Source organism: Zhongshania sp. R06B22 (assembly GCF_040892595.1).
GTDB lineage: Bacteria > Pseudomonadota > Gammaproteobacteria > Pseudomonadales > Spongiibacteraceae > Spongiibacter > Spongiibacter arctica.
In genome coordinates, this window is sequence record NZ_JBFRYB010000001.1 from 1,421,808 (window position 1) to 1,447,681 (window position 25,874).

General features: G+C 50.3%; 28 protein-coding genes. 16 read left to right on the forward strand and 12 right to left on the reverse strand.

Annotation, left to right across the window (positions count from 1 at the left end):
- The first annotated feature begins 186 nt into the window (after nucleotides 1–186).
- Nucleotides 187–1,500 (forward strand): DUF2157 domain-containing protein, encoded by a 1,314-nt coding sequence (locus AB4875_RS06450; protein ID WP_368375229.1) that lies wholly within the window; start codon nucleotides 187–189, stop codon nucleotides 1,498–1,500.
- Nucleotides 1,493–2,497 (forward strand): GDYXXLXY domain-containing protein, encoded by a 1,005-nt coding sequence (locus AB4875_RS06455; protein WP_368375230.1) that lies wholly within the window; start codon nucleotides 1,493–1,495, stop codon nucleotides 2,495–2,497. Before AB4875_RS06450 ends, AB4875_RS06455 begins: the two co-directional genes overlap by 8 nt.
- A 193-nt stretch (nucleotides 2,498–2,690) precedes the next feature.
- On the opposite strand, the gene AB4875_RS06460 is transcribed toward AB4875_RS06455, so the two are convergent.
- Nucleotides 2,691–3,914, reverse strand: a complete 1,224-nt coding sequence (locus AB4875_RS06460) for an acyl-CoA desaturase (RefSeq protein WP_368375231.1) — start codon at nucleotides 3,912–3,914, stop codon at nucleotides 2,691–2,693.
- Nucleotides 3,915–4,331: 417 nt separating this feature from the next.
- Here AB4875_RS06460 and AB4875_RS06465 point away from each other — a divergent pair, with 417 nt between their 5' ends.
- Nucleotides 4,332–6,848: a TonB-dependent receptor gene (locus tag AB4875_RS06465; protein ID WP_368375232.1), complete on the forward strand. Its 2,517-nt coding sequence runs from the start codon at nucleotides 4,332–4,334 to the stop codon at nucleotides 6,846–6,848.
- Between the two features lie 85 nt (nucleotides 6,849–6,933).
- Nucleotides 6,934–7,941, forward strand: coding sequence for a 2-dehydropantoate 2-reductase (locus AB4875_RS06470; RefSeq protein WP_368375233.1), 1,008 nt, complete (start codon nucleotides 6,934–6,936; stop codon nucleotides 7,939–7,941).
- Here AB4875_RS06470 and AB4875_RS06475 read toward each other — a convergent pair.
- The 5 genes from AB4875_RS06475 to AB4875_RS06495 all read right to left on the reverse strand — a co-directional run bounded on the left by AB4875_RS06475 (nucleotide 7,921) and on the right by AB4875_RS06495 (nucleotide 10,920).
- Complete coding sequence (locus tag AB4875_RS06475) at nucleotides 7,921–8,694, reverse strand: hypothetical protein (RefSeq protein ID WP_368375234.1); 774 nt, start codon at nucleotides 8,692–8,694, stop codon at nucleotides 7,921–7,923. The genes AB4875_RS06470 and AB4875_RS06475 overlap by 21 nt on opposite strands.
- 250 nt (nucleotides 8,695–8,944) lie before the next feature.
- On the reverse strand, nucleotides 8,945–9,352 hold the full coding sequence (locus AB4875_RS06480) for a hypothetical protein (protein WP_368375235.1): 408 nt from the start codon (nucleotides 9,350–9,352) through the stop codon (nucleotides 8,945–8,947).
- Between the two features lie 115 nt (nucleotides 9,353–9,467).
- Nucleotides 9,468–9,716, reverse strand: a complete 249-nt coding sequence (locus AB4875_RS06485; protein WP_368375236.1) for a DUF6868 family protein — start codon at nucleotides 9,714–9,716, stop codon at nucleotides 9,468–9,470.
- 105 nt (nucleotides 9,717–9,821) lie between these two features.
- Entirely contained in the window at nucleotides 9,822–10,145 is a 324-nt protein-coding gene (locus tag AB4875_RS06490; protein ID WP_368375237.1) for an Mpo1-like protein, read from the reverse strand.
- Nucleotides 10,146–10,158: 13 nt separating this feature from the next.
- The gene (locus tag AB4875_RS06495; RefSeq protein ID WP_368375238.1) at nucleotides 10,159–10,920 is read right to left on the reverse strand and encodes a class II aldolase/adducin family protein; all 762 of its coding nucleotides are present in this window, start codon (nucleotides 10,918–10,920) and stop codon (nucleotides 10,159–10,161) included.
- A 144-nt stretch (nucleotides 10,921–11,064) separates the two neighbouring features.
- Here AB4875_RS06495 and AB4875_RS06500 point away from each other — a divergent pair, with 144 nt between their 5' ends.
- From AB4875_RS06500 to AB4875_RS06520, 5 genes are all read left to right on the forward strand, one after another.
- A complete protein-coding gene (locus AB4875_RS06500) occupies nucleotides 11,065–11,763 on the forward strand; it encodes a Crp/Fnr family transcriptional regulator (protein ID WP_368375239.1) in 699 nt (232 codons plus the stop codon).
- 528 nt (nucleotides 11,764–12,291) lie between these two features.
- Nucleotides 12,292–14,034 carry a circadian clock protein KaiC gene (kaiC, locus tag AB4875_RS06505; RefSeq protein WP_368375240.1) on the forward strand — a complete coding sequence of 581 codons (1,743 nt, stop codon included), beginning with the start codon at nucleotides 12,292–12,294 and terminating at the stop codon, nucleotides 14,032–14,034.
- A complete protein-coding gene (locus AB4875_RS06510) occupies nucleotides 14,034–14,333 on the forward strand; it encodes a circadian clock KaiB family protein (RefSeq protein WP_368375241.1) in 300 nt (99 codons plus the stop codon). Before kaiC ends, AB4875_RS06510 begins: the two co-directional genes overlap by 1 nt.
- A complete protein-coding gene (locus AB4875_RS06515) occupies nucleotides 14,330–16,690 on the forward strand; it encodes a bifunctional diguanylate cyclase/phosphodiesterase (RefSeq protein WP_368375242.1) in 2,361 nt (786 codons plus the stop codon). The genes AB4875_RS06510 and AB4875_RS06515 overlap by 4 nt, the downstream gene beginning before the upstream one ends.
- A 256-nt stretch (nucleotides 16,691–16,946) precedes the next feature.
- Nucleotides 16,947–17,192: a hypothetical protein gene (locus tag AB4875_RS06520; protein WP_368375243.1), complete on the forward strand. Its 246-nt coding sequence runs from the start codon at nucleotides 16,947–16,949 to the stop codon at nucleotides 17,190–17,192.
- Between the two features lie 182 nt (nucleotides 17,193–17,374).
- Here AB4875_RS06520 and AB4875_RS06525 read toward each other — a convergent pair whose 3' ends face one another.
- On the reverse strand, nucleotides 17,375–17,872 hold the full coding sequence (locus tag AB4875_RS06525) for a TspO/MBR family protein (protein WP_368375244.1): 498 nt from the start codon (nucleotides 17,870–17,872) through the stop codon (nucleotides 17,375–17,377).
- Nucleotides 17,873–17,907: 35 nt separating this feature from the next.
- Nucleotides 17,908–18,423, reverse strand: coding sequence for a thiol-disulfide oxidoreductase DCC family protein (locus AB4875_RS06530; protein ID WP_368375245.1), 516 nt, complete (start codon nucleotides 18,421–18,423; stop codon nucleotides 17,908–17,910).
- A gap of 178 nt (nucleotides 18,424–18,601) precedes the next feature.
- Between AB4875_RS06530 and AB4875_RS06535 the strand changes: the two genes are divergently transcribed.
- Nucleotides 18,602–18,937 (forward strand): c-type cytochrome, encoded by a 336-nt coding sequence (locus AB4875_RS06535; RefSeq protein ID WP_368375246.1) that lies wholly within the window; start codon nucleotides 18,602–18,604, stop codon nucleotides 18,935–18,937.
- A gap of 206 nt (nucleotides 18,938–19,143) precedes the next feature.
- On the opposite strand, the gene AB4875_RS06540 is transcribed toward AB4875_RS06535, so the two are convergent.
- The 3 genes from AB4875_RS06540 to AB4875_RS06550 form a co-directional block, all read right to left on the reverse strand.
- Nucleotides 19,144–19,881, reverse strand: a complete 738-nt coding sequence (locus AB4875_RS06540; protein WP_368375247.1) for a DUF481 domain-containing protein — start codon at nucleotides 19,879–19,881, stop codon at nucleotides 19,144–19,146.
- Nucleotides 19,882–19,970: 89 nt separating this feature from the next.
- Nucleotides 19,971–20,795: a mechanosensitive ion channel family protein gene (locus AB4875_RS06545; RefSeq protein WP_368375248.1), complete on the reverse strand. Its 825-nt coding sequence runs from the start codon at nucleotides 20,793–20,795 to the stop codon at nucleotides 19,971–19,973.
- Between the two features lie 184 nt (nucleotides 20,796–20,979).
- Nucleotides 20,980–21,774: a glucose 1-dehydrogenase gene (locus AB4875_RS06550; protein ID WP_368375249.1), complete on the reverse strand. Its 795-nt coding sequence runs from the start codon at nucleotides 21,772–21,774 to the stop codon at nucleotides 20,980–20,982.
- A 189-nt stretch (nucleotides 21,775–21,963) separates the two neighbouring features.
- Between AB4875_RS06550 and AB4875_RS06555 the strand changes: the two genes are divergently transcribed.
- The 4 genes from AB4875_RS06555 to AB4875_RS06570 all read left to right on the forward strand — a co-directional run bounded on the left by AB4875_RS06555 (nucleotide 21,964) and on the right by AB4875_RS06570 (nucleotide 24,319).
- The gene (locus tag AB4875_RS06555) at nucleotides 21,964–22,440 is read left to right on the forward strand and encodes a hypothetical protein (RefSeq protein WP_368375250.1); all 477 of its coding nucleotides are present in this window, start codon (nucleotides 21,964–21,966) and stop codon (nucleotides 22,438–22,440) included.
- A gap of 76 nt (nucleotides 22,441–22,516) precedes the next feature.
- Nucleotides 22,517–22,783, forward strand: a complete 267-nt coding sequence (locus tag AB4875_RS06560; protein ID WP_368375251.1) for a DUF4404 family protein — start codon at nucleotides 22,517–22,519, stop codon at nucleotides 22,781–22,783.
- 146 nt (nucleotides 22,784–22,929) lie between these two features.
- Nucleotides 22,930–23,457, forward strand: coding sequence for an O-acetyl-ADP-ribose deacetylase (locus tag AB4875_RS06565; protein WP_368375252.1), 528 nt, complete (start codon nucleotides 22,930–22,932; stop codon nucleotides 23,455–23,457).
- A gap of 25 nt (nucleotides 23,458–23,482) precedes the next feature.
- Entirely contained in the window at nucleotides 23,483–24,319 is an 837-nt protein-coding gene (locus tag AB4875_RS06570; RefSeq protein WP_368375253.1) for a DODA-type extradiol aromatic ring-opening family dioxygenase, read from the forward strand.
- On the opposite strand, the gene AB4875_RS06575 is transcribed toward AB4875_RS06570, so the two are convergent.
- Nucleotides 24,308–24,766: a TlpA family protein disulfide reductase gene (locus AB4875_RS06575; protein WP_368375254.1), complete on the reverse strand. Its 459-nt coding sequence runs from the start codon at nucleotides 24,764–24,766 to the stop codon at nucleotides 24,308–24,310. The genes AB4875_RS06570 and AB4875_RS06575 overlap by 12 nt on opposite strands.
- 86 nt (nucleotides 24,767–24,852) lie before the next feature.
- Here AB4875_RS06575 and arsC point away from each other — a divergent pair, with 86 nt between their 5' ends.
- Together arsC and wrbA are read left to right on the forward strand one after the other, a co-directional pair.
- On the forward strand, nucleotides 24,853–25,206 hold the full coding sequence (gene arsC / locus AB4875_RS06580) for an arsenate reductase (glutaredoxin) (protein WP_368375255.1): 354 nt from the start codon (nucleotides 24,853–24,855) through the stop codon (nucleotides 25,204–25,206).
- Nucleotides 25,207–25,280: 74 nt separating this feature from the next.
- Entirely contained in the window at nucleotides 25,281–25,874 is a 594-nt protein-coding gene (gene wrbA / locus AB4875_RS06585; protein WP_368375256.1) for an NAD(P)H:quinone oxidoreductase, read from the forward strand.

Genomic DNA, 25,874 nt, shown 5'->3' on the forward strand with positions numbered 1-25,874 from the left:
GTATGTTATACATACTAGTGTCTGCATCGCTTTTTTTATGCCAAAAATTAGCTAATGCCATAAAAATCTATTATTTACATTCCCTCTTAAGCTCTTTAATACCGCAGCTTGCTTGCCCATAATACCGAACAGGAACATGATTTTTGTTGGGTCTTTTATCCAGTAATCTAGTTTTGCAGGAGCAATATGGAAAACAATAACCCTTGGTTACGCGCCGAAATTGCGCAATGGCTGCGGGAAGGTATTATCAATGACCAGCAGGCTAATGCTTTGTATGCCCGCTATCCGGCGTTTGTCGCATATCGTGCCAAAGGTGATGGTGCTTGGGGTAGAGTGATATTTGCATTGCTGGGTGCTGGTGTTTTTGGGCTCGGGGTTATTTTACTGTTTGCTTATAACTGGGACGGCATGGACCGGTATGTAAAGTTAGCGGTGATCGGTCTTGGTCTTCTGGGCGCTCATGGCAGTGCTTTGCTCTTGGCCAAAAATGACAAGTCTAATCCCCGCGTAGCGGAAAGCTTACACATGCTGGGCACCATGCTTTTTGGCGCAGGCATTTGGTTGGTGGCGCAAATTTATCATTTTGACGTTCACTACCTCGATGGTTTTTTACTGTGGTGTCTGGCGGCGCTGAGTTTGGCGTGGGCCTTACCTTCTGTGGCTCACGGGGTATTGGCAACCATTTTATTATTGTTGTGGAGTGGTCTGGAAACCTTTGAGTTCGGCCGGCATGTGCCTATTGCTAGCTTGGTGTTATTGCTGGCTTTGTTGCCCTTGGCGTGGCTGCAGCGCTCGGCGTCTTTATTGGCTGTTTTATTGCTCGCCGTGCCGCTGTCCTATTCGTTCACCGTGCCTGGTATTGGTGAAAAGTATTTCTTTGCTGTTGGCCTCTTGCTGGTGGGGAGTTATTTTGCAATGGCTCGTTTGGTGGCAGTGAGTGCTTATCCTGCAAGTGCAAAGGTATTGACGCTGTGTGGTCGCGTTCTGTGGTTGCCCCTTATTTTTGTCGGCACGTTTACCGGTCTTCCGCTGCTGTCAGGCTTATATGAGTTAGCGGGGTTTGATTCACTGTATATATTACTGCCCTTATTACTTGCACTAGTGAGCTGGGGAGCTGCGCTACTTCGCGCTAGTACTCGCCCTGCATTAGCCGAACAGTGGGTAGATAGTGGCTTGGTCTTACTGGTATTAACATTTTCGGTGTTGCCTAGCCTGCTGGGCGCTGACGTCAGTGATGTGAGCCGGCTAGTCTTTAATGTCGCATTTTTGGGCTACAGTTTGCTATTCGTATACCGCGGTACCCAGCATCTTCAGGCTCGAGTTTTATCCTTGGGTTGCATTATGCTGGTCGTATTGGGGGCGGCGCGTTTTACCGATTTATTCCAGAGCCTATTGGCGCGTTCAGCGATCTTTTTGTTGCTGGGCTTGCTGCTCTTTATTATCGGTTTGCGTTATTCCAAGCAGAGTACCCGTCGCAAGCTGGAGAAGCCCCGTGCGTAAAGCCTTGATTATAGTTTTGGTGCTCAGTCAGTTTGCCGTGCTTGCGTATATGGCTGCTGAGCGTGAATGGATACGCTACGGGGGGGAGCGAGTGTTTTTGCGAACAGCACCGATTGATCCTCGCGATCCATTGCGCGGCGACTTTGTCCGGCTTAGCTACTCACTCAATACCGTCGATGCGGCACATTTTAAGTCGTCGCGACCAGCCAGCTCACTGCAGCGTGAAGAGATGATATATGCGGTTTTAAAGCCGGCTTCGACAGACTTGTATGAGCTTAATTATCTTACTGATCACAAGCCTAGCGGCGGTGTCTTTCTGCGCGGTCGCGTGAGTCGAGAAGTAGGCGATGGTCGAATACACCTTCGCTATGGTATTGAACAGTATTTTGTTCAGCAGGGTAGCGGTATTGAAATTGAGCGTCAGCGCGGTTCGGGTGACGGCCTGCAAATTCCAATGGAAGTCGAAGTGGCGATAGGTCGCGGTGGTGTTGCGGTCTTAGCAGGATACCGCTGGAGTCACATCGGTATCCGTTTAGAGCAAAATACCGAGCTTACTAATGATGATCGTGGCGACGGTGCACCGCCGCGGAGCCCAATGTTAATACTCACTCTCAAAAATGTATCAGACGCGTCCTTACAAATTGCCGACAATGAATTGCGCTGTGGTTTTTCATTGCAAGCTGAGGGCGATACCGGGCGGCGATACACTATGGCCGACACCCGCTGCAGTCCGTATATTTTGGCGGAAGATGACATTATCACGCTGGCCCCCGGTGAAGAGTATCGAGCGGCATTAGACACCGCCTTGCCGCGTTGGTACGTCTTGCAAGACGGCCTCGCTGGCTCTGGGTCTCTGGCCGCTATAGCGCCAAATGAGCGCTTTCGAATGATCTATCGACCACCCGTTGTGATGCCGGGTATGAACACCGACGCGACCATGTTATGGCAGGGCGAGTTAGCGTCGGCGGCATTCAACGCTCGGGGCAGAGTGGATTGAGTCTGGCTTGGTAACGGCGGTGGGATATTTGGGGTTTACCGTGCAGGAGAATTTCCCTCAACGTCCGCTAAATGTAGCCGAAACGCCGGTATGACTATGAATTGATGCTGGTCTTTGGTTCCGCCGGCCACTCTCAGTGTGTGTAAAGAGAGTGGCGCTTCCTCGCTAGGGCGTTGAGATATGAATGGCGCTACTATGCTATTTCCAAGGTCAGCATTTGCAGGCGTTTGCGCTGCATTTTAAGCGCGTACTCCAGTTCTTGTAAGCGACTGCGCAGCGTGGCGTGTTCCCATGCTTTATGCAGATTGTGCTGCAAGGTTTCTTTTTTGCCTGCAAGATTTAATTGTAGCGCATCTTTCTGTTCGGCTAGGTGTTCTCGCTTGGCGTCCACCCAGCGCTGGCTCACCGCATTCCAATCATTCAAGTGATCGCAGAATTGCTGGTATTCCTGCTCTAAAAACGCGGTAAATTGATTGGTGTCAGCGCCTTTGCGATTGCGCAGGGCCTGCTCTGCCTTTTTGAATTGCATGGTGATGATGGCGCGCTGGATTTTGAAATCTGGAATTTTACGCAGGTCCCACGTCAGGCCAACCCATGAGGCCGTTTTTATCAGCCACTTGGTGGGGTCGTAATGCCACCAACGGATACCGTTGCGATAGTCATTTTGGAAGATATGGTGGTAATTATGGTAGCCCTCACCGTAAGTGAGCAGTGCCAGAAAGTCATTGTCGCGGGCGGAGTTTTCGTCGGTATAAGGACGGCGGCCCCAAAAATGCGCCAGGGAATTTATAAAGAATGTGGTGTGATGGCTGACGACTAATCGGAGTACACCGGCGAGCAAGATATTTTCGAGCATATGGCCGGTAATAAATCCTAGCGCAACGGCGGGAGCAATATTCATAAACAGCACTAAAGGAAGATAGTAGCGGTGCTGCCACATAACAATTTTATCACGCTGTAAATCTTTGGCGTTGGAGAAGTCGTCTGCGCTGGCAGGGTAGTCACGCAACATCCAGCCAATATGGGAATACCATAGGCCTTTCTTGGCCGAATACGGATCGTTATCCACGTGATCTACATGTCGATGATGACGGCGATGGCCAGAAGCCCAAATAAGAATACTATTTTGGGTGGCAGCGGCGCCAAATAGGGCAAATAACACTTTCAATATGGGGTGAGCTTTATAGCTGTTGTGAGCCCAAAGGCGATGGTAACCTGCCGTAATAGACATGCCGTTAGCGCCCAGAATAAGGACAAAGCCCAGCCAGCCGGTCCAGGTGAAACCTTGGCTAATGCCATACCAGGGCACACCGATCAGGGCGATCAGCAAGGTGCTGGAAAATAATATAGTCTGCATCCAAAGTAGTGGTGGCTTGGTGTCAGCCGCGATGTTGTCGGGCTGTGTTTGCTCGGGCATGAGTGATTGGCCTCGGGTATTGGGTATTCACAGTGATCGATATTTTACAGAAAGCCTGCACTTAAGAACAGTTACCACTTCATGACAATTGCCCCGTGCTGAGAGTCTAACCTTCAGCGGACTATTGAACTTTGTCATTTAGGTCGCCAAAATTACTAGCAAGGGCGGCAGCGCGGCGGGTATTGTGACCGTTTGCAGCTGCCGAAAGTCGCACTGTTCGAATCCTAGCGTACAGGTGAATTTTGCTTGTGGATATGCGCAATTTCCCTGAGCGATATCTAAAGGTAATAGAGGTTCCTGTGACGTGACCTTGTGGTATGGTTATCCCGCCATTCAGTGAAGGCATAGATATGTTGATTGAATCGGCGATGGTGCTTGTATACGAACTTCAAAATAACTAATCAGAAATGGAATCCGATGACGTTTAAATACTTCAGTACACCCTTTAGCTCAGTGCGACCACACCCAGTTAACAGCCTGAATTCATTGCGGCGGATACTCGCATCTGTAGCTATCGGCGGGGTGTTATTTAATACCCAGTCCGCATTGGCGGCCGATGCGGCGCGTCTCGAAGAGGTATTGGTTAGCGCCAGTAAGAAAACTGAGTCGCTACAAGACACCCCAATTTCCCTGACGGTCTTTAATGAAGAGCGCTTAACCGTAGAGGGCATTAGCGGCCTAAAAGATATTGCCAGTAAAGTGCCAGGCCTGACTATTGAGCCGTTTCCGATTAATGGCGGCAGTTTGCGGATCTATATTCGCGGTATTGGTATTGGCGATATTCAGGTGACCCAAGACACGCCTGTTGGCCTGTATATTGATGGTGTATATATCGCCAGATCCAGCGGTACCTCAATGGATGTGGCTGAGCTGGCGCGGATTGAAATTTTACGCGGCCCACAGGGCACCTTATACGGCCGCAATACCACTGGTGGCGCCATCAACTTAGTAACGCGTCGCCCCAATGTCGATGAGCTCGAATTTAGTCAAATTGTGTCGGCGGGTGATCGCGCCCTGTTCCGCTCCAAGACCAGCCTCAACCTGCCTATCACTGATTCCTTGGCAGTTAAGTTTGCGTATTTGACCGAGAGCCGAGATGGGTTTGTGGAGAATACCGGCCCCGGTGGTGACTTTGGTGATCGCGAGATTCAAGGCGCGCGTTTTGATTTGGGCTGGGATATTAGCGAGCGACTGCGGCTCGACTACAGCTATGATCGTTCAGAATTAGAATTTTATAATTACACCTTTCAAGCGGTCACTCCACCTGACCCCAATGGTAATAAGGGGCAGTCCAACGCCATTAAAAATAGTACCCAAGCGCGCAGCCGTTTTGGCGAAAATATGTTGGGTTCACTGGCAACCACCGCGCCGCTAGAAGCCTCTAATAGCGATGTGGAAGGGCATGCTCTAATACTTAGCGTTGACACCGATTTTGGCGTGTTTAAATATATTGGCTCTTACCGCGAGCTAATAGACGCCGCCTACACCGACCTCGGTGGTGGCCTTGGGTCGCCAGATTATCGCCTCGATACTAATCGCTACGATGGCCCGGCAGCGCAGTTTGCAAACGGTGGCGAAACGCCGCTGGTAAGGCCTGAAGTGCGGCAAGACCAAAGCTCACACGAATTACAATTTAGCAGTGCCGTCGATGACTGGGGTCTAGAGTATGTGGTCGGGGCCTATTACTTTGAGGAGTCAGCGGTTGAAGACAATAGCCCGTTTCATTTGCAGCTCACCGCGCCTATCGACGGCTTTGAAGACGCGCATATCGTCAACTTAGTCAGCCAAAAATATGAAATAGAAAATCAGGCGCTCGCGGTGTTCGGTCAACTTACTTGGACGCCAGATATTCTCGATAAGGCTCTTCACCTAACCGTCGGTGCTCGGCATTCTCGAGATCATCGCTACGCGCTTAAAAATCAACGTGATGAAGTATTTATTGAGTATTCGCCAATAGCGGGTCTGCCTTTTGTACTGCCCTTGGCTCAGCTGGCCCAAAATCCGGTATTGGGCCCTGTGCTTGCCCCTATTTTCATCCAAGCTGGGCTGCCGGGTGATCGACGCTTTGACAATGCCTCCGGCGACCGTCGCTTTAAAGACGACTCTTTCAGTTTTGTGACGGAATATGAAATCAATGATGACATCAATGTGTATGGCAAGTTTGTCGAGGCCTATAAAAGCGGTGGTTTCAATACTCGCGATCCCCAGTTAGACGGTAATCAAGGCGCGGCGTCCGACGGTATCGATTATGGGGTTGGTTTTGCTGATGGCTTTGGTGAAGAGAAAGCCGTGACCGCTGAGCTGGGTATCAAAAGCGAATGGCTGAATGGTCGCTTGCGGATAAACGCCGATGTGTATCAAACCCGGTTTGACGATATGCAGATTAATTTTCTCCTCAATGGCACCATTGCCGATACCAAGGTTTTGAATGCCGGCAAGGCTAAAATGTCGGGCTTTGAATTTGATGCCAGGGCCTTAGTGGGCGACGACATTATTGTCAGCATGGAATATGCCTATATCGACGCCGAAATCACTGAAGTCATCGACAGCTTTGGCAATAACGTCACTCAGCGCTACGCCTTTTCTGCGGCGCCGGTCAACAGCTATACCGCATCGGCAGATTGGATTGCGTGGCGAGGGGAGTCCGCGCTAGTGCAAGTTAATATTAATACCAGCTATATGGATACTCGCTTGGGCGGCGGCGATGTGCAGAAAGCTTTTACGATTTTGCGTGACTATCAATTGTGGAATGCTCGCGTAAGCTTGGATGACATCGGATTTGCCAGCGGCAAAGTAAGCGTGTCGCTGTGGGGTAAAAATCTACTCGACACCGAGTACGAAACCTATGCTATTGATAATTTACCCCATGCAGATCGCGCAGTTTTATGGGGTGAGCCCTTAAGTTACGGAATTGATATTGCCTACCGATATTAGCGATGCATTTTGCAATGGTGTGCTGGCAATTTAAAAACAAAGCAGCGCGAGTTTCACAGTAAAAACAGTGAGTGCGGAGTAATACATGGCCTTGCGAGTAGGAATAATCGGCGCCGGTAGCATTGGATGCTATGTGGGTGCAGCATTGCTAATGGGCGGCGCTGAAGTCAGCTTCTTGGGTCGTGAGCGTATTGCCGCTGTAGCGGCTGAGCATGGTTTACGAATCACTGATTTTCGCGGCTTAGATCATCATTTGACGTCCGCACAGCTGAGTTTTTATACCGATATTGCGGCCATGGCCGATCGAGATTGCGTCATCGTTACCGTGAAGTCTGGTGACACCGCAGCGGTCGCCGCAGATCTCGCCAAAGTTTTAAACACCAGAACCATTGTGATTAGCCTGCAAAATGGCGTCGGTAATGCCGCCGTATTACAACAGGCCATGCCGAATAATAGGGTCTTGCCCGGCATGATTGGCTTTAATGTGTTGGAGGGTGATAAGGGGTGTTTTCACGCTGGCACTGACGGCGAGGTGATCATCCAAGACGCGCCAATCGCTCAGGAGTTAGCGGGATTTTTTGCGGCGAGTGGAACGCCCTTTGAAACCCACGCTAATATGCCTTCGGTGCTGTGGTCTAAATTACTGTTGAACTTAAACAACCCCATCAACGCGCTTTCGGGTGTGGGTTTAAAAGAAGAGTTGTCGCAAAGAGGCTATAGGCTATGTTTGGCCGCCCTGCAGCGCGAGGCACTGGCCGCAATTTCGGCTGCTAATATCCCCATACAAAAGTTGACCGCGGTGCCTGCTCGATGGCTTCCAGCTGTGTTGAGTTTGCCAGATTTCGTTTTTAGACGGCTTGCGCAGCCAATGTTGGCGATAGACCCCTTGGCGCGTTCGTCAATGTGGGAAGACTTGGAGCGCGGGCGCAAGACAGAAGTGGAGTGGCTCAATGGTGAGGTGCTACGTTTGGCTGCGGACTATGGTATTGCGGCGCCGATAAATGCACGGGTGCGGGAGTTAATTCAGCTGGCGGAGCAGGGTGGGCGCAAAGATTATAGCGCTGATGAGCTTTTAGCGGCTATCCGCGCTTAGCGTTAAATTGGCGGCCATCGTTGCCACTACACGCTTGCCGCCGGAGTAGCTAACCACCATTCTGCCTGCCATCAGCCGATAAGAAAATTGTAGGGCCCAATCGTCACCATTTTCTGCCGTATAAACTTTACCATCCACTGCTTTCCAGCGCTGTTCCTGAGCTTTCAGACAGGGATCTTGCGCTAATGGCGGCTTGCGGGTGTCGACGGTGTAACGGTGTTGGCACAGCATGCCATTGTCCATAAAACGAATAGTCCACTGCTGACCGGAGTAGGGCTGGGCTGCGCTGCCTGCCGGCTCGGTGGCAGTGAGCCACGTGCCTAAAATAGCTGTGTCTATTGGGGCTTGCTCGGTGTTAGCAATGAAGCTCAGGCTTTGGCTGATCTCGCCATTTTTATCGCGTAAGCTTAGACGCAGACTATTGTCACTAAGACGTTTGATTTCAAAGCGGCGCTCGCCGCGGAAGGTATCTGCGCTTCCCATCAAGGGGGTGTAGCTGCCGGTAATTTGATCCTTGCTTAGCCCGCCCATTAGCAAGTAGCGATTGCGGGTATCTCCCATTTGTAATTTGGCGGTAATCATCGATTGGAAGGTCATATTGGGATCTAATTGCAGCACCCAAGTGCTGCTATCCACCTCTGCAAAGTAGCGGTTTTGAAAACCTTTTACCTCGGCGTGGAGGAATGCTGAACAGAGCAATGTGGCAAGCCCAAGGGCCAGAACTCTAGCGGCTAAGTGCGCATTTTCGATCATTATCATATTCCCCTTGTTTATTATTTGACTGGGGCTGCTAAATTCTCAATGTCACATCATAGAGCATTTGCTTCAAGATATCTAAAACCGGCCATATTGGGTAAACCGGTGGTGAAAGGGCAGCTAAACAAAGGGGTGTACCATGGTTAAAAGGTGTCGATGATGAACCGTCTTTTATCGAAGCGAGCCGCTCTCTAAAAGGCGATTAAAAGCTAAACGCTTAAGGCGTAATATACATCGCTCCGACCGGCTAATAGTTGTCTAGACGCCAGCCCTGCTCGGTTTTTACAAGCTCTACTCGATCTTCTTTGACGATGGAGTCTCCCGCTTTAAAATCGCCAAACTGCATCCGCATCGTCATCAACTTGAAGCCGGCGCCCACTGTCTCAAAGGGCGAATCACCGGGTTCATTGATGACTTGATCGCTCAGCTCTTCAAAGCCCTTTTTAAAGGTAAGTTTATAGCGAATATCGGCAATATAGAGCTGCTCATTTTTGGCTAGTCCGTTGGTTTTCTCGAAGTCAGAAAGCTCGTAAGTTTCGGCGCCGCCGTCACTAAGCACAAGCTCTGAGACTAATTGCTCAATTTGCCGATCACTGGGCTTCCCAGAACAAGCGACTAAGGCAAGACTGAGGAGAACAAGACATATTTTTTTCATGGTGCATCCATCTCTGCAATAGCTAATTAGCTAAGGTGATTAAGTAAGTAAGCAGCTGAGTAAGCGGCTAAGTCTTTGGAGTTTAACGCAGTCTGCTAGTAAGGCGGAAATGTCCTTACGTTTGAATAATCCAGAGTGCCAAGAAGGGTGCAAAGTTAAAGACTAAAATCAGGATTTTGTAGATGCCCAAAAATTGGTACATCTGGGTGTTGAACGATTCTCTTGTCAGATTAAAGAGCTTGCTGTGAACGCGGTATATGGCATCGGGTATCAGCGAAATGGCGAGGCTGCTGAACAAGAGGCAGCTGAAATTAATGATGCAGCACCACTTGAAGAAGCTGCTGAGCAGAAGAATATCCATCATGGCTCCTATTGCTGAAGGCCTGATTTAAGACCTGTTTTTTGTAACAGCATAACGCAAATAAATGAGGGGAGCTGGCCGTTCATTTATTTGCGCGGGAGGGTATGTTTAAAATGAAATTTTACCAGTTAGCATGTCTTTAGCCATGACCCAGTCGCCTATAAAACTATACAGCGGGTGCTTAAAGGTCGCGGGCCGGTTGTGCTCAAAAAAGAAATGTCCCACCCAGGCAAAGCCGTAGCCTATTACCGGTAGTAGCCATAGTAAAACCCAGTTTTGACTGAATATTGTACTTACCAGTAGCGTCAAAACCAGAGTGCTGCCAATAAAGTGCAGGCGGCGACAGGTTTGATTGGCGTGCTCCGCCAAATAGAAGGGATAGAATTCAGCAAAGCTATTGAAATGCTGTAGTTCCTTATTTGTTGTAGCCATCGTTAACTCCTAATTATTCCGCGTAACCGGGGTTTTGGCGATCTAGTTTGCGCAGTAGTCCCGGCCATGCCAGCCCACCAAATAAACCTTTAGTCACAATTTTGGCGGCTTCTTTAACGCCCTCAACAATGCCTGGCTCGATGGGCGTTAATTCACGACTACCGGCCAGCGCGCGTACCTGAATCATACAGGCGGCCTCAAAGAAATACATAGCGAGAAAGGCATCTGCGGGATTATTGCCCACGGTCAGCAAACCATGATTGCGCAGCATGAGAAAGGTGTTGTCGGAGAGGTTAGCCACTAAACGTGGCTTTTCTTCTTCGTTTAAGGCAATGCCTTCATAATCGTGATAGCCGAGGCTGGCCAAAATCAGCGTGGATTGCTGCGACAAAGCCAAAACACCGTCGCGCTGGGCCGATACTGCCACACCATTTATAGAGTGGGTATGCATTACGCATTGGGCGTCTTCACGAGCTTGATGAATCGCGCTGTGAATAGTAAAGCCGGCGGGATTGACTGGGTAGGGAGACTCTTCCACTTTCTCACCGTTAAGGTCTATTTTTACCAGTGATGAGGCGGTAATTTCTTCAAACATCATGCCGTAAGGGTTGATGAGGAAGTGATGCTCTGGGCCGGGAACCCGCGCTGAAATATGCGTGAAAACCAAGTCATCCCAGCCGTATAAGGCCACCAGTCGATAGGCTGCGGCAAGGTCTACGCGCAGCTGCCATTCCTCGGCAGACACCCGATCTTTTACTGAAGTGGTTGCTGTCATGCAGTCTTCTCCTTATTGTTTTGCTATTCAGAGTTTAATGTATAGCCTAGTGTCGTCGTTCTGTAGTGAATAATCTGTCAACAACGTTACAGTGTCTTCGCAAACAAGGCGATAGCTCAAAAGTGCTTGCTAATATGGAAGTCTATGGTGGTTGATAAACGTGAAATTTTGGCGGCTAACCCGCTGCTATCGGGATTGCCCGAAGGTGTGGTTGAAGAGCTAATGGCAGTGAGTGTGCTGCGGCAATTTGCCGACGGCGACTGTGTTTACGCCAAAGGTGATGATGGCGACGGTTTGTTAGGTGTGGTGCAAGGCCGCATACGCCTGAGTAATAGCAGTCGAGATGGCAAAGAGCTGTTGGTGATGTTGATTGAGCCCGGTGACTGGATCGGTGAAATATCGCTATTGGATGGCCTGCCGCGCAGCCTCGATGCATTTGCCATGGGTGACTGTGCGGTACTATTTTTACCCCGAGCGCGCTTTGATGCTTTATTAAAGGCCAAACCCGAGCTCTACCAGTATTTTATTCCTATGCTCTGCCGAAAATTGCGGTTGGCGCTGAGTTACGTTGAAGGTGTTGCCTTATTTCCTTTGCCAGCTCGTCTGGCGCAAAGGATTTTAGAGCTGTTGACCTTCTATGGGATAGCGGACGACAAGCCCGGTATTTTAATTGATATGCATCTCCCCCAAGAAGACTTAGCAAAAATGCTGGGGGTGTCTAGGCAGGCGATTAGCCGAGAGTTAAAGCGCCTGGAGGCCGGGCATATTATCGAGCTTGCCTATGGCCAACTTAGAATTTTGGATAAAGCTGCCCTGCAGCAGGAATTAGATCGGCACGCCTAGAGCCAAAGGGAGTCCATGTCAGGCTAAAAGGGTCTTAAAAGTACAATACATATAATAACACTGGCTGTGTCTATGTTAGCGGTATTCCGCTTTTCACAGCCGTTTTAGGTCAGGCTGATATCCCGAAAATGTGCGGTGAACGCTTGTTAAGTTCAGATACGGCAGGTCGCTGCGTCTTACCCGTATGGTGAATCTCCGCAAGTGGAATATACTCAGTGGAGTTGGCCAAGAATCTCGACAGCTAGGCGCGAAAAGTTCCTAAATTCCTAGTTAAAACGCCTATCACTGCCTCATTTTTCTAACGGTTGAATTATGTCGAGATATTGAGGCTTTGCTAAGCGCCTGGGGCTTTGGAGCTAAGCAAAGAAATACGGTGTAGAGTAGGTGCTCAGTAAGTGACGATGAGCGCGAAGTTTAGCTGGGCAGATACTTTATAAGTCTGGTTCCACTGCGGCATCGCGCGCTACTCCGATCAAGGACAGTTAAAGCGTAGCCTGATCGAGCCGTGTTCCTACCAGAGGTCAATGTATGAAATCCACGATCAATGCACCAGGCACCGGCCTAAAGAAAGCTTCTACTGGGGTTATCGGTCTCGACGAGATCACGGGGGGAGGACTACCCTGTGGCCGCACCACCCTGCTGGTGGGTGGGCCAGGCTCGGGCAAGACTATCTTTGCCTTGCAATTTCTTGCTCATGGCGCCAAAAACTGCGACGAGCCGGGCATCTTCGTCGCATTCGAAGAAAATGCCGACCGCATTCTGATCAATGCCGATGGCTTCGGTTGGAAGCTTCTGGAATTGCGCGAGAGAAAACTGTTCTTCATTGACGCTCAGCCGTCGCCAGATCTAATCCAGTCGGGAAGTTTTGACCTGGATGGCATGTTGGCCGTTCTGGAAGGCAAGATCTCTGAGATGGGTGCCCGGCGCATCGTGTTCGATGCCCTCGATGTTGTGCTTGCGCTGCTGCCAGACGATGCGGCAAGGCGCCGCGAGGTCTACCGCTTGAATGCTTGGCTGCTTCAGAATGAAATGACCTGCATCATCACTTCCAAGGGGGTTGGAGAGGTCACAACACCCGAAGACAAACAGGCCGAGCAACCTTACGGCTTCATGCAGTTTATGGCGGACTGCGCCATCATACTCAACCACAGCGTGATGGACGGGGTTTCGCAACGCAATCTACGCGTGCAGAAATATCGTGGCTCAGGCTTCGACGAGAACGAAATTCCGTTTATGATCTCCAATAATGGCTTAGAGCTGGTCGTCGCGCGTCAGCTCGGCAACGGCGTGCTGGAGGTCAGCAAGGAGAGGGTCTCCAGCGGCGTCAATCGGCTCGATACTATGCTTGGCGGCGGCTATTACCGCGGCGCCACGGTGCTGATCACCGGTCTTCCGGGAACAGCTAAGACGACCTTGGGCGGCACCTTTGTCGAAGCGGCCTGCAAGCGCGGCGAGCGCACTCTATTTGTGAGCTTCGATGCCGATGCCAAAGAGGTGGTTCGCGACCTCTCCTCGGTTGGCATTAATCTCAGCGTCCATTTAGAGAGCGGCTGCTTGCGCATGCTTTCCGCGCGCAGCGTGACCGGCAGCGCCGAGAGTTATCTGCTTCGCATTAAGTCCCTCGCGGAGGATATGGGAGCGCGCTGCATAGTGATAGATCCGGTCTCCACTTGGATGAAGGTTCGCAACGGCAGGAGTGGCTACAGTGTCGCCGCACGCTTGATCGACTGGTCCAAGTCCGAAGGTATCACTCTGCTGTGCACCAGCCTGCTGGACGAAACTCCCCATCGCCAAGACGCTATTTCCTCACTGCAGATATCTACCCTCGCCGATACCTGGATTCAACTCAACTATATGGTCCACGCCGGCGAGCGCAACCGCAGCCTGGCGGTTATCAAGTCGCGGGGAACCTCCCATTCTAATCAAGTGCGCGAATTAATCCTCAGTAATGACGGCGTCACCCTCGCTGATATCTACACCGCAGGCGGCGAAGTCCTTATGGGCACCATGCGCTGGGAAAAGGAAAGCGCCGAGGTCGATGCCGCGGAGGTCGATGCGGTTGCAACCAAGCTCAAGCGCGTCCGCCTCAGCGCGGAGGAGGCCGAACTCGAAGTTCGGCTTAAGTCGCTGCAGACCGAACTTCTCGCCAAGCAGATCGAGAAGGAGCTTCTGCAGACCACAACGGCAACTCGCGAACGGCACCTGACTCACGAAGACAGTCGTTTGCGTGAATTGCGCGGCGGGGATGTGTCGCCGACGGAGGTCGAGTGATGCCGAACGTAAACGACCCCGTAAAGTATGAATTCCGGCTCTTTGTTGCGGGGGATACTCCTAACTCCCTGCAGGCGATCACCAACCTGAGAACGCTGTGCAAGACATATCTGCCGGATCGCCACACAATCGAAATTGTGGATGTTTACTCCGCACCCGCCCGCGCGCTCGCCGATGGGGTTTTTATGACGCCGACCTTAATCAAGATCGCGCCACGCCCAACTAGACGCATCGTGGGCACCTTGAGTCAGCTGCAGGTGGTCTTACAGGCGCTGGATCTGGAGGATATCGCTACATGAACGACGACGAATCAGCGTTTTCCAGCGCCGTAGACAAGGAAATGACTGCCTTGATCGCAACGCTCCATGAGGCTGGGCGGCGCTTGGAAGAACTCACTGGCGGCGAGGTCGACGCCGTGCTTGGACCCGATGGTACGCCGTTCTTACTGCAGCATGCACAGGAGAAATTGCGCCTTCACGAAGTGGCAAGACAAGCCGCTATCCTCAACGCGCTGCCGGCCCATGTTGTTATGGTCGACAATCAGGGCAGCATTGTTTCGTTTAACCGAGGCTGGCAGAAATTTGCCCAGTCAAATGGGCTATCTACCGAGCTAACTGGGATCAATTATCTAGACGCTTGCGGTGATGGTGGCGAAGTGGCCGAGGGAATCCTTTCGGTATTGGCGGGTGACTCGAGCAGCTTTGCCATCGAATACCCCTGTCATTCACCGACTCAACAGCGCTGGTTCCTAATGACTGTGACGCCCTTGACTCACTCGGCCAGCACTGGTGCCGTGATCATGCATCTGGATATTACCGATCGCGTGCAGGCCGAGGTCGAGATGAAGAGCTTAAACCGCGTCTATGCAATGCTGAGTCAGATCAATGCGCTTGTGGTTAGGGTGAAAAACCTTGATGAGTTGTTTGCAGTTGCCTGTCAGGTTGCCGCCGACGCCGGTGATTTTCGTATGTCGGCAATAGTGATGGTGGACCCTAAAACTAAACAAATGACATCAATCGTATCAGCGGGCAAAGATGAGAAGCTTTTAACTGATATTAAGAAGCTGCTGGCGTCCCCAGAGGGAATGAAAAAGTCTATTGTGTCCACGGTGATTGAGAAGGGCAAGCCAGCCATCTCCAATAATGTAAAAATCGACACTAGATTTGTATTTGGCGATCAATATGCGGATGCTGGGGTTAATTCGGCGGTGGTTTTACCGCTGCTGATTTCCGGCGAGGCAGTCGGTGTTTTTGCCTTGTACGCCCGTGAAATCGACTTTTTTCAAAAAGACGAAATCAAACTACTTGTGGGACTAGCGACCGACGTCGCCTTTGCCATTAATAATATAGAAAAACAGAAACGACTAAACTTTCTCGCTTATTATGATGAGCTCACGGGGCTTGCCAATCGCAATTTGTTTTTAGAGCGCTTGTCGGCATACATGTATAAAGCGAACAGTGAGGGACACCAGCTTGCTATTGGTCTGATCGATTTGGATCGTTTCAAAAATATTAATGATAGCTTCGGTCGCTTGACCGGAGATGCATTATTGAAAAAGGCTGCAGAATGGTTGAAAGATAGATTTTTGGATACCACCTATCTAGGGCGTATTGAAGCCGACTGCTTCGCCATCATACTGCCCTTAGTTAAGTCAGAGGGCCATCTGGAAAGCTTAATAGAAAACACAATGTCTGCCTTCCTAGCGCACGCTTTTGAGGTTAATAGTAATGTGTTCCGGATTAGCGTTAAATCGGGTATTGCGCTATTTCCTGATGACGGTACCGATGCTGTCAGCCTGCTTAAGAACGCAGAGGCCGCAATGAAAATTGCGAAAAAAAGCGGTGTAAATTACCTTTTCCATACTCAGAGTATGACAGCAACAACGGCAGATAGGCTCGCCTTAGAACTTCGCCTGCGTGAGGCCTTCGATAAAGACGAATTTACACTGTATTATCAGCCCAAAGTGAATATTGCTAGCGGTAAGATGGTGGGCGCTGAGGCACTGATACGCTGGAATGATCCACATATAGGCCTGATCCAGCCCGATACATTTATACCCATTTTAGAAGAAATTGGGCTAATCAATGAGGTCGGACGCTGGGTAATAAAACAAGCCATCAAAGATTATTTGTCGTGGCGCGAAGCTGGCTTAAATGCCGTTCGTATTGCGGTAAATGTTTCATCTTTACAATTGCGCAATCGTAATTTTGCCGACGACATTGAGCAGGCAATTGCCAGCGATCCGCGTGTTGCGGCGGGCCTCGAGATTGAGGTGACAGAAAGCGTGATTATGGGGGATGTCGAACAGAGTGTTGAAATTTTACAAGCTATTCGTGACCTGGGTATTCCCATCACTATCGATGATTTTGGTACTGGCTTTTCTTCACTAAGCTATTTGAGCAGACTGCCGTTGGATATATTGAAGATAGATGGTGCTTTTGTGCGGGAAATGCATACTGAGAAAGGCGGTAAAATGGTGTCTACCATCATTCTGGTAGCACACGCTCTGAAGCTTAAAGTAGTTGCCGAATGTGTGGAGACTGAAGAGCAGTTACTTCAGCTAAGAAAACTTGATTGCGATCAAATGCAGGGCTATCTCTTCAGTAAACCGGTGCCTGCAGATGTCTTTGAAAAGCAGTTTCTGTCACTTTCTTAATTTTTAAATACAACTTTACGTATTCATTCCTTCCGACCACTATTGCCATGCGTGGGTGCCCTGCACTAGGGTGTGAATTAAGAGACTCAGAAAATACTTCACAAGGTGACATAAAAATACGGACTCAAATCCATCAGCTAGCGTTGATAGTAAAGCACAATACCTAGGCTCTGCCTGGCAGTCGTTCTGTTCAGCGAGGTGGCTGGGGTTTATACTGAAAGGCTGTAATATACTTTCATTGCTACGGAGTAAAACTATGCCAATCGATAATCTAAATGCCCTGATCAGTGATTTACATGACAGTTTTGGTGATGATGAAACCAGCCCGCAACAACAAGAGTTAATGCGACAGCTGGAAGCTTACGTGCACGATATTAATACCGCTGAGCCGGTTCCACCCAGTCTTATAGAGTCTGCAGAAATTTTGATAGAAGAAAGTTACCCTCAAACAGCGGCGATTATCAGAGAAGTTATTAACGCCCTCGGCAGGATAGGTATTTAACACCCTCGCAGTGTGCGGTCTTTGCAGGATCGCGCTGTGCTTTTATGCCTTAACATTATTTAAATAGATCCGTAATTCCCGTTTTCCGCTGTTTTTCTAATGCGATAACGGCTTCGCTATACTCAAATTTTTCAGTGGGATTCCACTAGTGCCAAGCAGATGAACTCAGATCGCGGCACCGCTTACCCAAGAATCTGGGGGTTAAGTTGCCAGAGGGTGTAGTTGAGTGCGCCGGCGAAGCTTACCCACAGCAAATAGGGGATGAGCAGCGCCCCAGCAAGTGGTCTGATGCGCCAGAACAAAACCAGTGTTGTCGCAATCAAAACCCACAGTAGCACTATGTCAGCGAAGGCTAATGCGCCCAACTGCCAAGCAAAGAAAAGCCAGCTCCACAGGGCATTAAAAAAAAGCTGTACTAGAAATAGCGTCAGCGCTTGCCGATTGCTGCGGAACCCTTCGGAGCGCCACACCAGCCAGGCTGCTATACCCATTAATGCAAACAGCACCGTCCATACCGGACCAAAAACTGTGGGCGGCGGCGCCCAGCTGGGTTGAACAAGTTGGCCGTAAAACGTCTTAGCTTGAATGGATGCAACGGCGCCAATAGCCGACGCGGCAAAACTAACTAGCAGCCAAACTGCAAGACCGATAATTTGTCTTTGCTTTGAAAGTGAGGGCATTCGGTTTCCCAATAGATTATTTACAGTCGGAAAAATTAATTTTTAAGATCTGTTTTATTGGCCGGCGGTGCCGGTAGCTCGCAGCTAGCGCAGCGTCTTTGGCCGGTTAGCAGCAATGCAAGCTGGTGCCGGTAGCGTGCAAATACGCGGTAAGCTAGCAGTGTTATCGGGCGCAGCCAACGCCAATTCAATGGTGCCATCCAATGCCCTTTACCTAGCGCTGCCCACACGGCATAAGTGGCATCTACTCCCCTCAAGGTGGCACCATCCGATGTAAATGCCAATAAGGATTTTTGGGCATCGTCGATATCAACTTCCGGGAAGGCGATCATGGCTTCGGTAGACAGTAAATTGACAAAGGCGACTGATGCCGACGTATTCCAGCGATTCAGCATTCGAATCTCTTTCATACAAAGAGGGCACTGACCGTCATAGAAAAACGTTAATTGGGGGGTGTTGCTAGCAGCAGAGGCCTCGAAATCCTGACATTGCTGCGCGCTAGTGTCACATGGGGAATCTGCTGCGGACTTTGAAGACCTTGAGGCTTGCATACCTTAATCCTAGTAAGACGTGGTTTCTTTACGCGCTTAGCGGAGCTTTGGTTTAGATGGACGATGCAAACATTTGCGCGTGACAAGATCTAACAATATAAGGCTGTCGTAATGTTAGTGGTTATGTTAAACAGTCATTCCCCTAACAATTTTAGGGTAACACAGCGGGAGCTAAGCAATGTCATTTACAAAAGTATTACGGCCCTTCGGTAGAGGCATGGGCTGCCTTAGCCTTGCGGCGGTGTTATCACTCTTTTCGCTACCACTGCTTGCGCTTGATGCGCCGGCAAAAGAGGTTACCTGCCGCGCCTGTCACGGCGCTGGCGGTGCAGCCCCCATTATGGGTAGTTACCCAAAGCTAAACGGGCAAAATAAAGACTATTTAGTGCAGTCGCTTAAAGCCTACAAGGGTGGCCAGCGGTCTGGTGGTATGGCGGCGGTAATGGTGGGGCAGGCGCAAATGCTGAGCGACCAAGAAATTGACCAGCTTGCTGAGTACTACTCTGCCCAGTAGCTAGGCTAATAAGTACTGCTAGTGAGTTTGTAAAATGATTGCCGCTGTAAAAACGGAGGCAAGGCTCAGGTAAAGCTTATTTAAGTTTTGGCGAGTAGGCGATAAGTTAGTTTTATCGCCTACTCGCTATTTTATATTAAAGATACTGCTAATCGGTATTGAGCTTATTATTGGCTCTCGGTGCCGTAGTAATCAGCAATCAGCAATCAGTAATTATAAACCAAGGTAACGGATGTCTCGCGATCTAGATGCACAGTTTCATTGGGGACAACTTCGTTGTATTCCATTGTATAGCTGATCTTTAAACCTAAACCGCCAACAATCTTGGTCTTCAATGACGTGATTGATCTAGACACAGTATTTTGATCACCGCGCTCAACCGCTAGCTTCTGTTCAAAGGTTGCGGTTTCAGATAATGCCCACGCGAAGTCAGTCGACAGGCGTAAAATCGCTTCTGTGATTTGACCGTCGCCCGCATCGCTGGGGTTCTCAAACTCGCTAACCCGTGCACCGGGGCCGATTTCAGCATCCCAAGTGAAGCGGTCGTTTTTTAGTAAGCGTCGGCCATAACCACCCGCGATAGTCGCTTGATAGACAAAACCACTAAAGCGGTCTTTATCGGCTGAGGCGTAGCCGAAGGTATAGTTGAATTCACTGAAATCGTAGGCTAAACGATTACTTAAAAAGTAGCGCTCGGCTGCACGTATGCCGCTGGCTTCACTATTCTGTCCTTCAGCGCTGATGTCGTAGGTCCATTTGCCGCTGCTACGCTTGGCATTGGTTTTGCCTATCACGCTGGATTCTTCGGTATTTCCTTCTTGCTGGTAATAGCCAAATTCTACATCACCTTTCCAGAGCTTTGTTGCTGCTGCGTCTTGGGCGAATACGCCGTTGGCCGCCACGGTGGCAGCGACGGCTACCAGGGTGCTATTAAGATATTTCATTGTGTCCCTTAATTTTGAAGTTAATAAAACCTTGTAATGCTTATGTTGAGAGAGCGCTGCATAGCGCTCTCTGGTCACGGTTAATTCTCTTAGGCTTGCTTGTGAAAATGCACATCCATTTGTGGGTAGGGTATGCCTACGCCGGCAGCGTCAAATTCAGTTTTGATGTCCTCGGTGAGCTTCCAGCGTGTTGGCCAGTAGTCGGAGGTGGCCACCCATGGGCGACACACTAAATTGACTGAGGAGTTAGCAAGCTCAGACACCGCGATGGTTGGCGCGGGGTCCTTTAGGATACGTTCGTCAGCAGCAACTAGTTTTTGTAAAATTTCTTTGGCGACGCGCATGTCTGCGTCGTAGGAAATACCGACTATTAAATCAATACGGCGGCGCGGCATGGCGCTGTAGTTAGTAATCGCGTCGCTCATGACTTTGGCGTTGGGTATAACGATGCGCTTGTAATCACCGGTCAGTAATATGGTAGAAAATAAGCTAATACTCTCTACAGAACCTGAGCAGCCACCCGCGTCGATCCAGTCGCCAACGCGGCAGGGTCGGAAGGCAATCAGCAAAACGCCAGCGGCAAAATTTGCCAGCGAACCTTGTAATGCCAAACCCACTGCCAAGCCTGCAGCACCTAAGGCGGCAATTACCGAAGCGGTCTGGATTCCCGCGTGGGCTAGAGCGGGTATCGCTGCCAGCGCAAAAAGAATGCAGAACACCAGTTTGGCGAGGAAGTTCGTTAGCGTGGAATCAATGTCACGTTTTACCATCGCTTTACGGGTGAGGCCGGAAATGAACTTGGCGGCCCAATAGCCGATTAATATCATTGCCAAGGCACTCGCCGCGCGAATCCCGATGGCCATGGCGTCTGGGGCGTATTGTGCGATTATTTCTTGGAGGGCAATTGCGTCCATATATTTATCTACCTTGCTGGAGATTGTTGAGAATTTAGGCTTACTGAGAGCTGATGATTATTGCTTCAATTTAGAAATTCAGCCGTAATTATACACATGGACAAGATGCTAAGCACAATAACAGCGCAGGCTGAATAGCCTGCGCTGGGGGTGAGGTGGGCAGTGGTTTCACTATTTTTAGGAATTAAAAAGGCCAGGTAGTCGATTCGGCGCCGCCGTCTACCTCGATGATTTTACCGGTAACCCAGCGGGACGCGGTGGAGGCAAGATACAGCGCCGCAGCGGCAATATCCTGGGGCTCACCGAGGGCTTTCATGGGCGTTAAGGCGGTCATTTTTTCTTGAATTTCTTCGTTGAGATACTGACCTAAAGCCTCTGTTAAAATTGTGCCGGGGGATATGCCGTTGACGCGAATGGTGGGGGCAAAGTCTGCCGCCAGCAATTTTGTGAGATGCTCAAGTGCGGCTTTAGCTGTGCCATAGCTACTGAAGCCTGCTTGGGAATAGCGCGATGACGCCGAAATAATATTGATCACTCGGCCCTTGTGCTCCTGTAGGTAGGGGTGGCAAAGGCGAGTGAGATTAAAGGCGCTGGTGACATTGAAGTTGAAATCGCGATTAAAGGTTTTGCCTGTGGTTTTAAGCGGATCATTGGGGTAAGCACCGCCGGCATTGTTCACCAGAATACTAATTTTCCCGAAGGCCTCGGCGCTTTTCTTGACGAGTTCTTCGAGCGCGCTTTCGTCACTAACGTCGCAGCTCAAGGCGATGGCTTTGGCGCCACTATTGGGGTGATGTTCCTGTAAGGCGGCGTTGCAAAGAGCGGCGCACTCATCAATATCGGCCTGGGTTCTGGCAGCACATATTACCGAGGCGCCAGCCTCAGCAAAGGCGACCGCGATACCGCGACCAATGCCGCGGCCAGCGCCAGTGACTAAGGCGACGTCTCCAGAGAGTGAGAATAATTGCTGAATACTCATGGTTTTATCCTAGTTATTAGTTTTTTTAGTCTCGCTAAGCAGCGGTACTTGGGTCAATGGCTAAACAGGTCTTTGACGTGTCCTTTTTGGGAGATGTGGCGAAGGGCATAAATTATTGAACTCGAATACTTTAAATGATAATCATTATCATTTAATATCTTCTGTTGTGACACCACACAGGAGATCGATATGGCGATGCAATTTTTATGTTCCACTCATCGGCGGCAGCTTAAGCGCTGCACCCTGGTGGCAGAAAACCGCTGGGATGAATGGATGGAGGCCGGTCGGCAAGCCTTTGCGCAGCGCGACTGGCAGGCCGCACTTAAATACTTGGGCTGCAGCTTTGAGTTAAGTGAAATGCTCTTAGAGGGCGATGATTTACCGGCATTGAGCAATATTGACCGGTATATGGTGTCGGGACATTTTTTGGCTGAATGCTTTGGCCGTTGCCAAGATCGCTGCTTGCAGCGTCATTGCCTGCTGGCAGTGCATCGTCACCTGTTAAACATGTTACGAAGCCCGCAGGGGCGGGGTCTGTCCTTAAAACGCAATGTTGAGATCTCGCTGCAGATGCTGTCTCGTCACTATCAGTCTGCGGGTGAAGAGGCGATGTTGCAGGACTGTTATGAAGAAAGTATGCGTTTATTGAAACACCGCTGTCATTAACACTGTCTTGGCCATGCTTGCTGTGCGTATTTGGTAAGACTTGCTATGCTCATAGTTGACGTAGTGGAGAGCAGAAATGGATCCAAAACAGTTACACGATCAGTTAAACCAGCTTCAGAAAGAAATTGATGTTTTAACCATCGACGGTGGAAGCCGTGCCAAATTGCACGCTTTGGTCGATGACATCGATCGCGAATTGGGCTGCGGGCCGCAGTTTGTGCTGGAAGATTCAAGTTTGCAGGATAGGCTGGAAGAGTTGGTGGCAGGTTTTGAAGTGGAGCACCCAACCGTTGCCGGTATTTTAAAAGATATTATGGTGAAGCTCGCCAGTATCGGCGTTTAGCTCATTGTGCTGAGCGCGTTTAGCATGGGCTGGCTTGATATCAGCTCGGCTACTGGCGGCCATTTTTATAGACCTTCCCGATTGTATGTCTATCAAACCTTATTAGAATTTATGGCTCGCAATGAGAGCGAGTGAGCGGCAATACCGTGACAATATTTAAACTATTTCAAGGCGATATTTGCAGCTTGGCCGTAGACGCCATTGTGAATGCGGCAAACAATAGCCTGCTCGGTGGTGGTGGCGTAGATGGCGCTATTCATCGCGCAGCCGGGCCAGACTTGCTGGAATATTGTCGTAGCTTAAAAGGCTGTGATACCGGTGATGCAAAGATTAGCCCGGGTTTTTTATTGCCGGCAAAGTACGTGATCCACACCGTGGGTCCCATTTGGCACGGCGGTGCGCAAAACGAGTCGGCCTTATTAGCCTCTTGCTATCAACGCAGTCTAGAAATCGCCGCTCAGCAGGGTCTTGGAAGCGTGGCCTTTCCCGCCATTAGTTGCGGGTCTTATGGCTATCCCCATGAGGCGGCGACGCGAATAGCCCTTGAGGCCTTAGTGACCAGTATGGCCGGCGAGCAATTCCGGAGCGCGATTAAGGAAATTATACTGGTGGCCTACAGCGATGAAATGATGAGCCATTGGCAGGCCGCATTAAGGTATTCTGGGCTGAGTTGAATTCAGTATTAAGGGTATATACAACGTGGTAGAAACAGTGATACCAAAACAGGTAGTTCCGTCACCGGACTTAGCCCCGGTGTTATTTATTCCCCACGGGGGTGGTCCCTTGCCCTTATTGGGCGAACCTGGACATCGCCAGCTCTGCGCTTTTTTGCGGAATATCGCTTCTCAACTGGGTAGACCGGCTGCCATCGTTTTAGTGAGTGCTCATTGGGAGGCACCTCAGGCGACGGTGACGGGCGCGTCTCATCCCGAGCTGATCTATGATTACAATGGTTTTCCCGCCGAAAGTTATTCTCTTAAATATCCTGCCAAGGGCAGTCCCGCATTGGCGCATGATGTCCGCCAATTATTAAATGACGCCGGTATTTCCGCCTTAATTGACCCCGCGCGCGGCTATGACCACGGCATGTTTGTGCCGCTCACCTTGATGTATCCCGCGGCGGACATCCCATGTATTCAGCTTTCCCTGCTAGATTCTCTCGATCCAGCCGCGCACATTGCGCTGGGACGTGCGCTGGCTGTACTGCGCGAGAAAAACGTTGTGGTGATTGGTTCGGGTTCGTCGTTTCACAACCTACAGGCATTTTCATATGCCGATGCAATCGCGCGTGCGGTGGTGTTTGATGACTGGCTTGTTGCAACGTGTACCGACAAAGCACTGAGCTCGGTTGAGCGTGAAACGCGCTTGCTTAACTGGAGCTCGGCGCCGCAGGGGCGATTCAGTCATCCTCGTGAAGAGCACTTATTGCCCTTACACGTCTGTTATGGCGTGGCCGCCGAACACAGCTCCGCAGCGGAGCTGGTGTTTAATGATGACATGATGGGTATACGTGTTAGTGGTTTGCTATGGCGCTGATGCGCCTGCTTTGGTAATTGCCGCGCTTAAGGTGTCGGCGGTTTGCGGGCCCACTAGGGTTGCTTTTAGATTACCTTTAGGATCAATTAACAAGGTCGTTGGCAGCACGCGGGGACGGGGAATATTTAGCTGCGGCGCTGGGTCGGCCAGCATGGAATCAAATTCAATACCCATCTCGGCAATAGCCGCGTTTAAAGCCTCACCGCTTAAATTGTCGTAATTCACGCCATAAATTTTAAGGTCGGCGCGTTTTAACATAAATTCATTAAGGTCTGGAATTTCATCGCGGCAGGGTCCGCACCAGGTAGCCCAGTAATTGATGATCAACCATTTGCCTTGCGCGAAATTACCGCCACTGCCAGATACTGTGTTGAAATCAGGTTTACTGCAGGCTGCCAAACTCATAAATAGCAGGCAAATTACAAAACGGCTAACTGAAGTCTTCATTCAAATGCTCAATGCGGGTCAGACTCGGTGAGGGGCGTGTATAATACGCGAAACCAATTTTATTACCGTGTCAGACAGAGAGTGATATGCCCGAGTATACCATTTACCACAACCCGCGCTGTTCCAAATCTAGACAAACGCTGCAACTGCTAGTCGATAATGGCGTAGAGCCGGAGATCGTTTTGTATCTTGAAACGCCGCTCAACGCAACTCAGTTAAGCCAATTACTAAGCAAGCTTGGCATGACGCCCCGCGATCTGCTGCGCAAGGGCGAAACCGCTTATAAAGAGGGTGGTCTGGCGGATTCCTCTTGGTCTGATTCGCAGTTGATTGCCGCAATGGTGGCAGAGCCCAAACTTATTGAGCGGCCGGTCGTAGTAAAAGGTGAGCGCGCTATATTAGGTCGTCCACCGGAGAATGTACTTTCCTTACTGGCCTAGCCGCCGCTGTCTTGGTCGCGGACTCTGTTCGCTATGGCCCTGCCATTTAATTCACCATTTAAAGGAAGATCACTGTGAGCGAAGCTTACGTACTGGTGTTGTATTATAGCCGCCACGGCGCTACTGAAAAATTGGCGCAACATATCGCCCGTGGTGTTGAGCAGCTCGGAATTGAGGCGCGGTTGCGCACAGTGCCAGCGGTATCTGCGGTTTGTGAGGCAAGCCAAGAAGATATTCCGGAAACCGGTCCTTTGTACGCGAGTGAAGATGATTTACGTCACTGCGCCGGCCTAGTGATGGGGAGTCCTACCCGTTTCGGCAATATGGCGGCACCGCTAAAATATTTCCTGGATGGTACTTCTGGCCTGTGGATGAGTGGCGCCCTAATTGGCAAGCCGGCGGCGGTATTTACCTCCAGTGCAAGCTTGCATGGTGGCCAGGAGAGCACCTTGTTGACCATGATGATGCCCTTGCTGCACCACGGTATGTTAATTACCGGTATTCCCTATAGCGAGGCGGCATTAACCACCACGCAAACCGGTGGCACGCCGTATGGTGCCTCCCACGTTGCAGGGCAAAATGGTCGGGCGGTTGACGACACAGAACTTGAATTGGCGGCGGCGCTGGGTAAGCGCGTCGCAATGTTAAGTAAACAATTGCAACACTGA

Excerpts from the sequence above, each read along its gene's own strand:
- AB4875_RS06535 (WP_368375246.1), top strand. The coding sequence starts at position 18,602 with ATGTCATTTACAAAAGTATTACGGCCCTTCGGTAGAGGCATGGGCTGC.
- AB4875_RS06510 (WP_368375241.1), top strand. The coding sequence starts at position 14,034 with ATGCCGAACGTAAACGACCCCGTAAAGTATGAATTCCGGCTCTTTGTT.
- AB4875_RS06495 (WP_368375238.1), bottom strand. The coding sequence starts at position 10,920 with ATGACAGCAACCACTTCAGTAAAAGATCGGGTGTCTGCCGAGGAATGG.
- AB4875_RS06530 (WP_368375245.1), bottom strand. The coding sequence starts at position 18,423 with ATGCAAGCCTCAAGGTCTTCAAAGTCCGCAGCAGATTCCCCATGTGAC.
- AB4875_RS06545 (WP_368375248.1), bottom strand. The coding sequence starts at position 20,795 with ATGGACGCAATTGCCCTCCAAGAAATAATCGCACAATACGCCCCAGAC.
- AB4875_RS06460 (WP_368375231.1), bottom strand. The coding sequence starts at position 3,914 with ATGCCCGAGCAAACACAGCCCGACAACATCGCGGCTGACACCAAGCCA.
- AB4875_RS06540 (WP_368375247.1), bottom strand. The coding sequence starts at position 19,881 with ATGAAATATCTTAATAGCACCCTGGTAGCCGTCGCTGCCACCGTGGCG.
- AB4875_RS06515 (WP_368375242.1), top strand. The coding sequence starts at position 14,330 with ATGAACGACGACGAATCAGCGTTTTCCAGCGCCGTAGACAAGGAAATG.
- AB4875_RS06525 (WP_368375244.1), bottom strand. The coding sequence starts at position 17,872 with ATGCCCTCACTTTCAAAGCAAAGACAAATTATCGGTCTTGCAGTTTGG.
- AB4875_RS06575 (WP_368375254.1), bottom strand. The coding sequence starts at position 24,766 with ATGAAGACTTCAGTTAGCCGTTTTGTAATTTGCCTGCTATTTATGAGT.
- AB4875_RS06475 (WP_368375234.1), bottom strand. The coding sequence starts at position 8,694 with ATGATCGAAAATGCGCACTTAGCCGCTAGAGTTCTGGCCCTTGGGCTT.
- kaiC (WP_368375240.1), top strand. The coding sequence starts at position 12,292 with ATGAAATCCACGATCAATGCACCAGGCACCGGCCTAAAGAAAGCTTCT.
- AB4875_RS06480 (WP_368375235.1), bottom strand. The coding sequence starts at position 9,352 with ATGAAAAAAATATGTCTTGTTCTCCTCAGTCTTGCCTTAGTCGCTTGT.
- AB4875_RS06485 (WP_368375236.1), bottom strand. The coding sequence starts at position 9,716 with ATGATGGATATTCTTCTGCTCAGCAGCTTCTTCAAGTGGTGCTGCATC.
- AB4875_RS06500 (WP_368375239.1), top strand. The coding sequence starts at position 11,065 with ATGGTGGTTGATAAACGTGAAATTTTGGCGGCTAACCCGCTGCTATCG.
- AB4875_RS06450 (WP_368375229.1), top strand. The coding sequence starts at position 187 with ATGGAAAACAATAACCCTTGGTTACGCGCCGAAATTGCGCAATGGCTG.
- arsC (WP_368375255.1), top strand. The coding sequence starts at position 24,853 with ATGCCCGAGTATACCATTTACCACAACCCGCGCTGTTCCAAATCTAGA.
- AB4875_RS06465 (WP_368375232.1), top strand. The coding sequence starts at position 4,332 with ATGACGTTTAAATACTTCAGTACACCCTTTAGCTCAGTGCGACCACAC.
- AB4875_RS06520 (WP_368375243.1), top strand. The coding sequence starts at position 16,947 with ATGCCAATCGATAATCTAAATGCCCTGATCAGTGATTTACATGACAGT.
- AB4875_RS06560 (WP_368375251.1), top strand. The coding sequence starts at position 22,517 with ATGGATCCAAAACAGTTACACGATCAGTTAAACCAGCTTCAGAAAGAA.
- AB4875_RS06490 (WP_368375237.1), bottom strand. The coding sequence starts at position 10,145 with ATGGCTACAACAAATAAGGAACTACAGCATTTCAATAGCTTTGCTGAA.
- AB4875_RS06555 (WP_368375250.1), top strand. The coding sequence starts at position 21,964 with ATGGCGATGCAATTTTTATGTTCCACTCATCGGCGGCAGCTTAAGCGC.
- AB4875_RS06470 (WP_368375233.1), top strand. The coding sequence starts at position 6,934 with ATGGCCTTGCGAGTAGGAATAATCGGCGCCGGTAGCATTGGATGCTAT.
- AB4875_RS06550 (WP_368375249.1), bottom strand. The coding sequence starts at position 21,774 with ATGAGTATTCAGCAATTATTCTCACTCTCTGGAGACGTCGCCTTAGTC.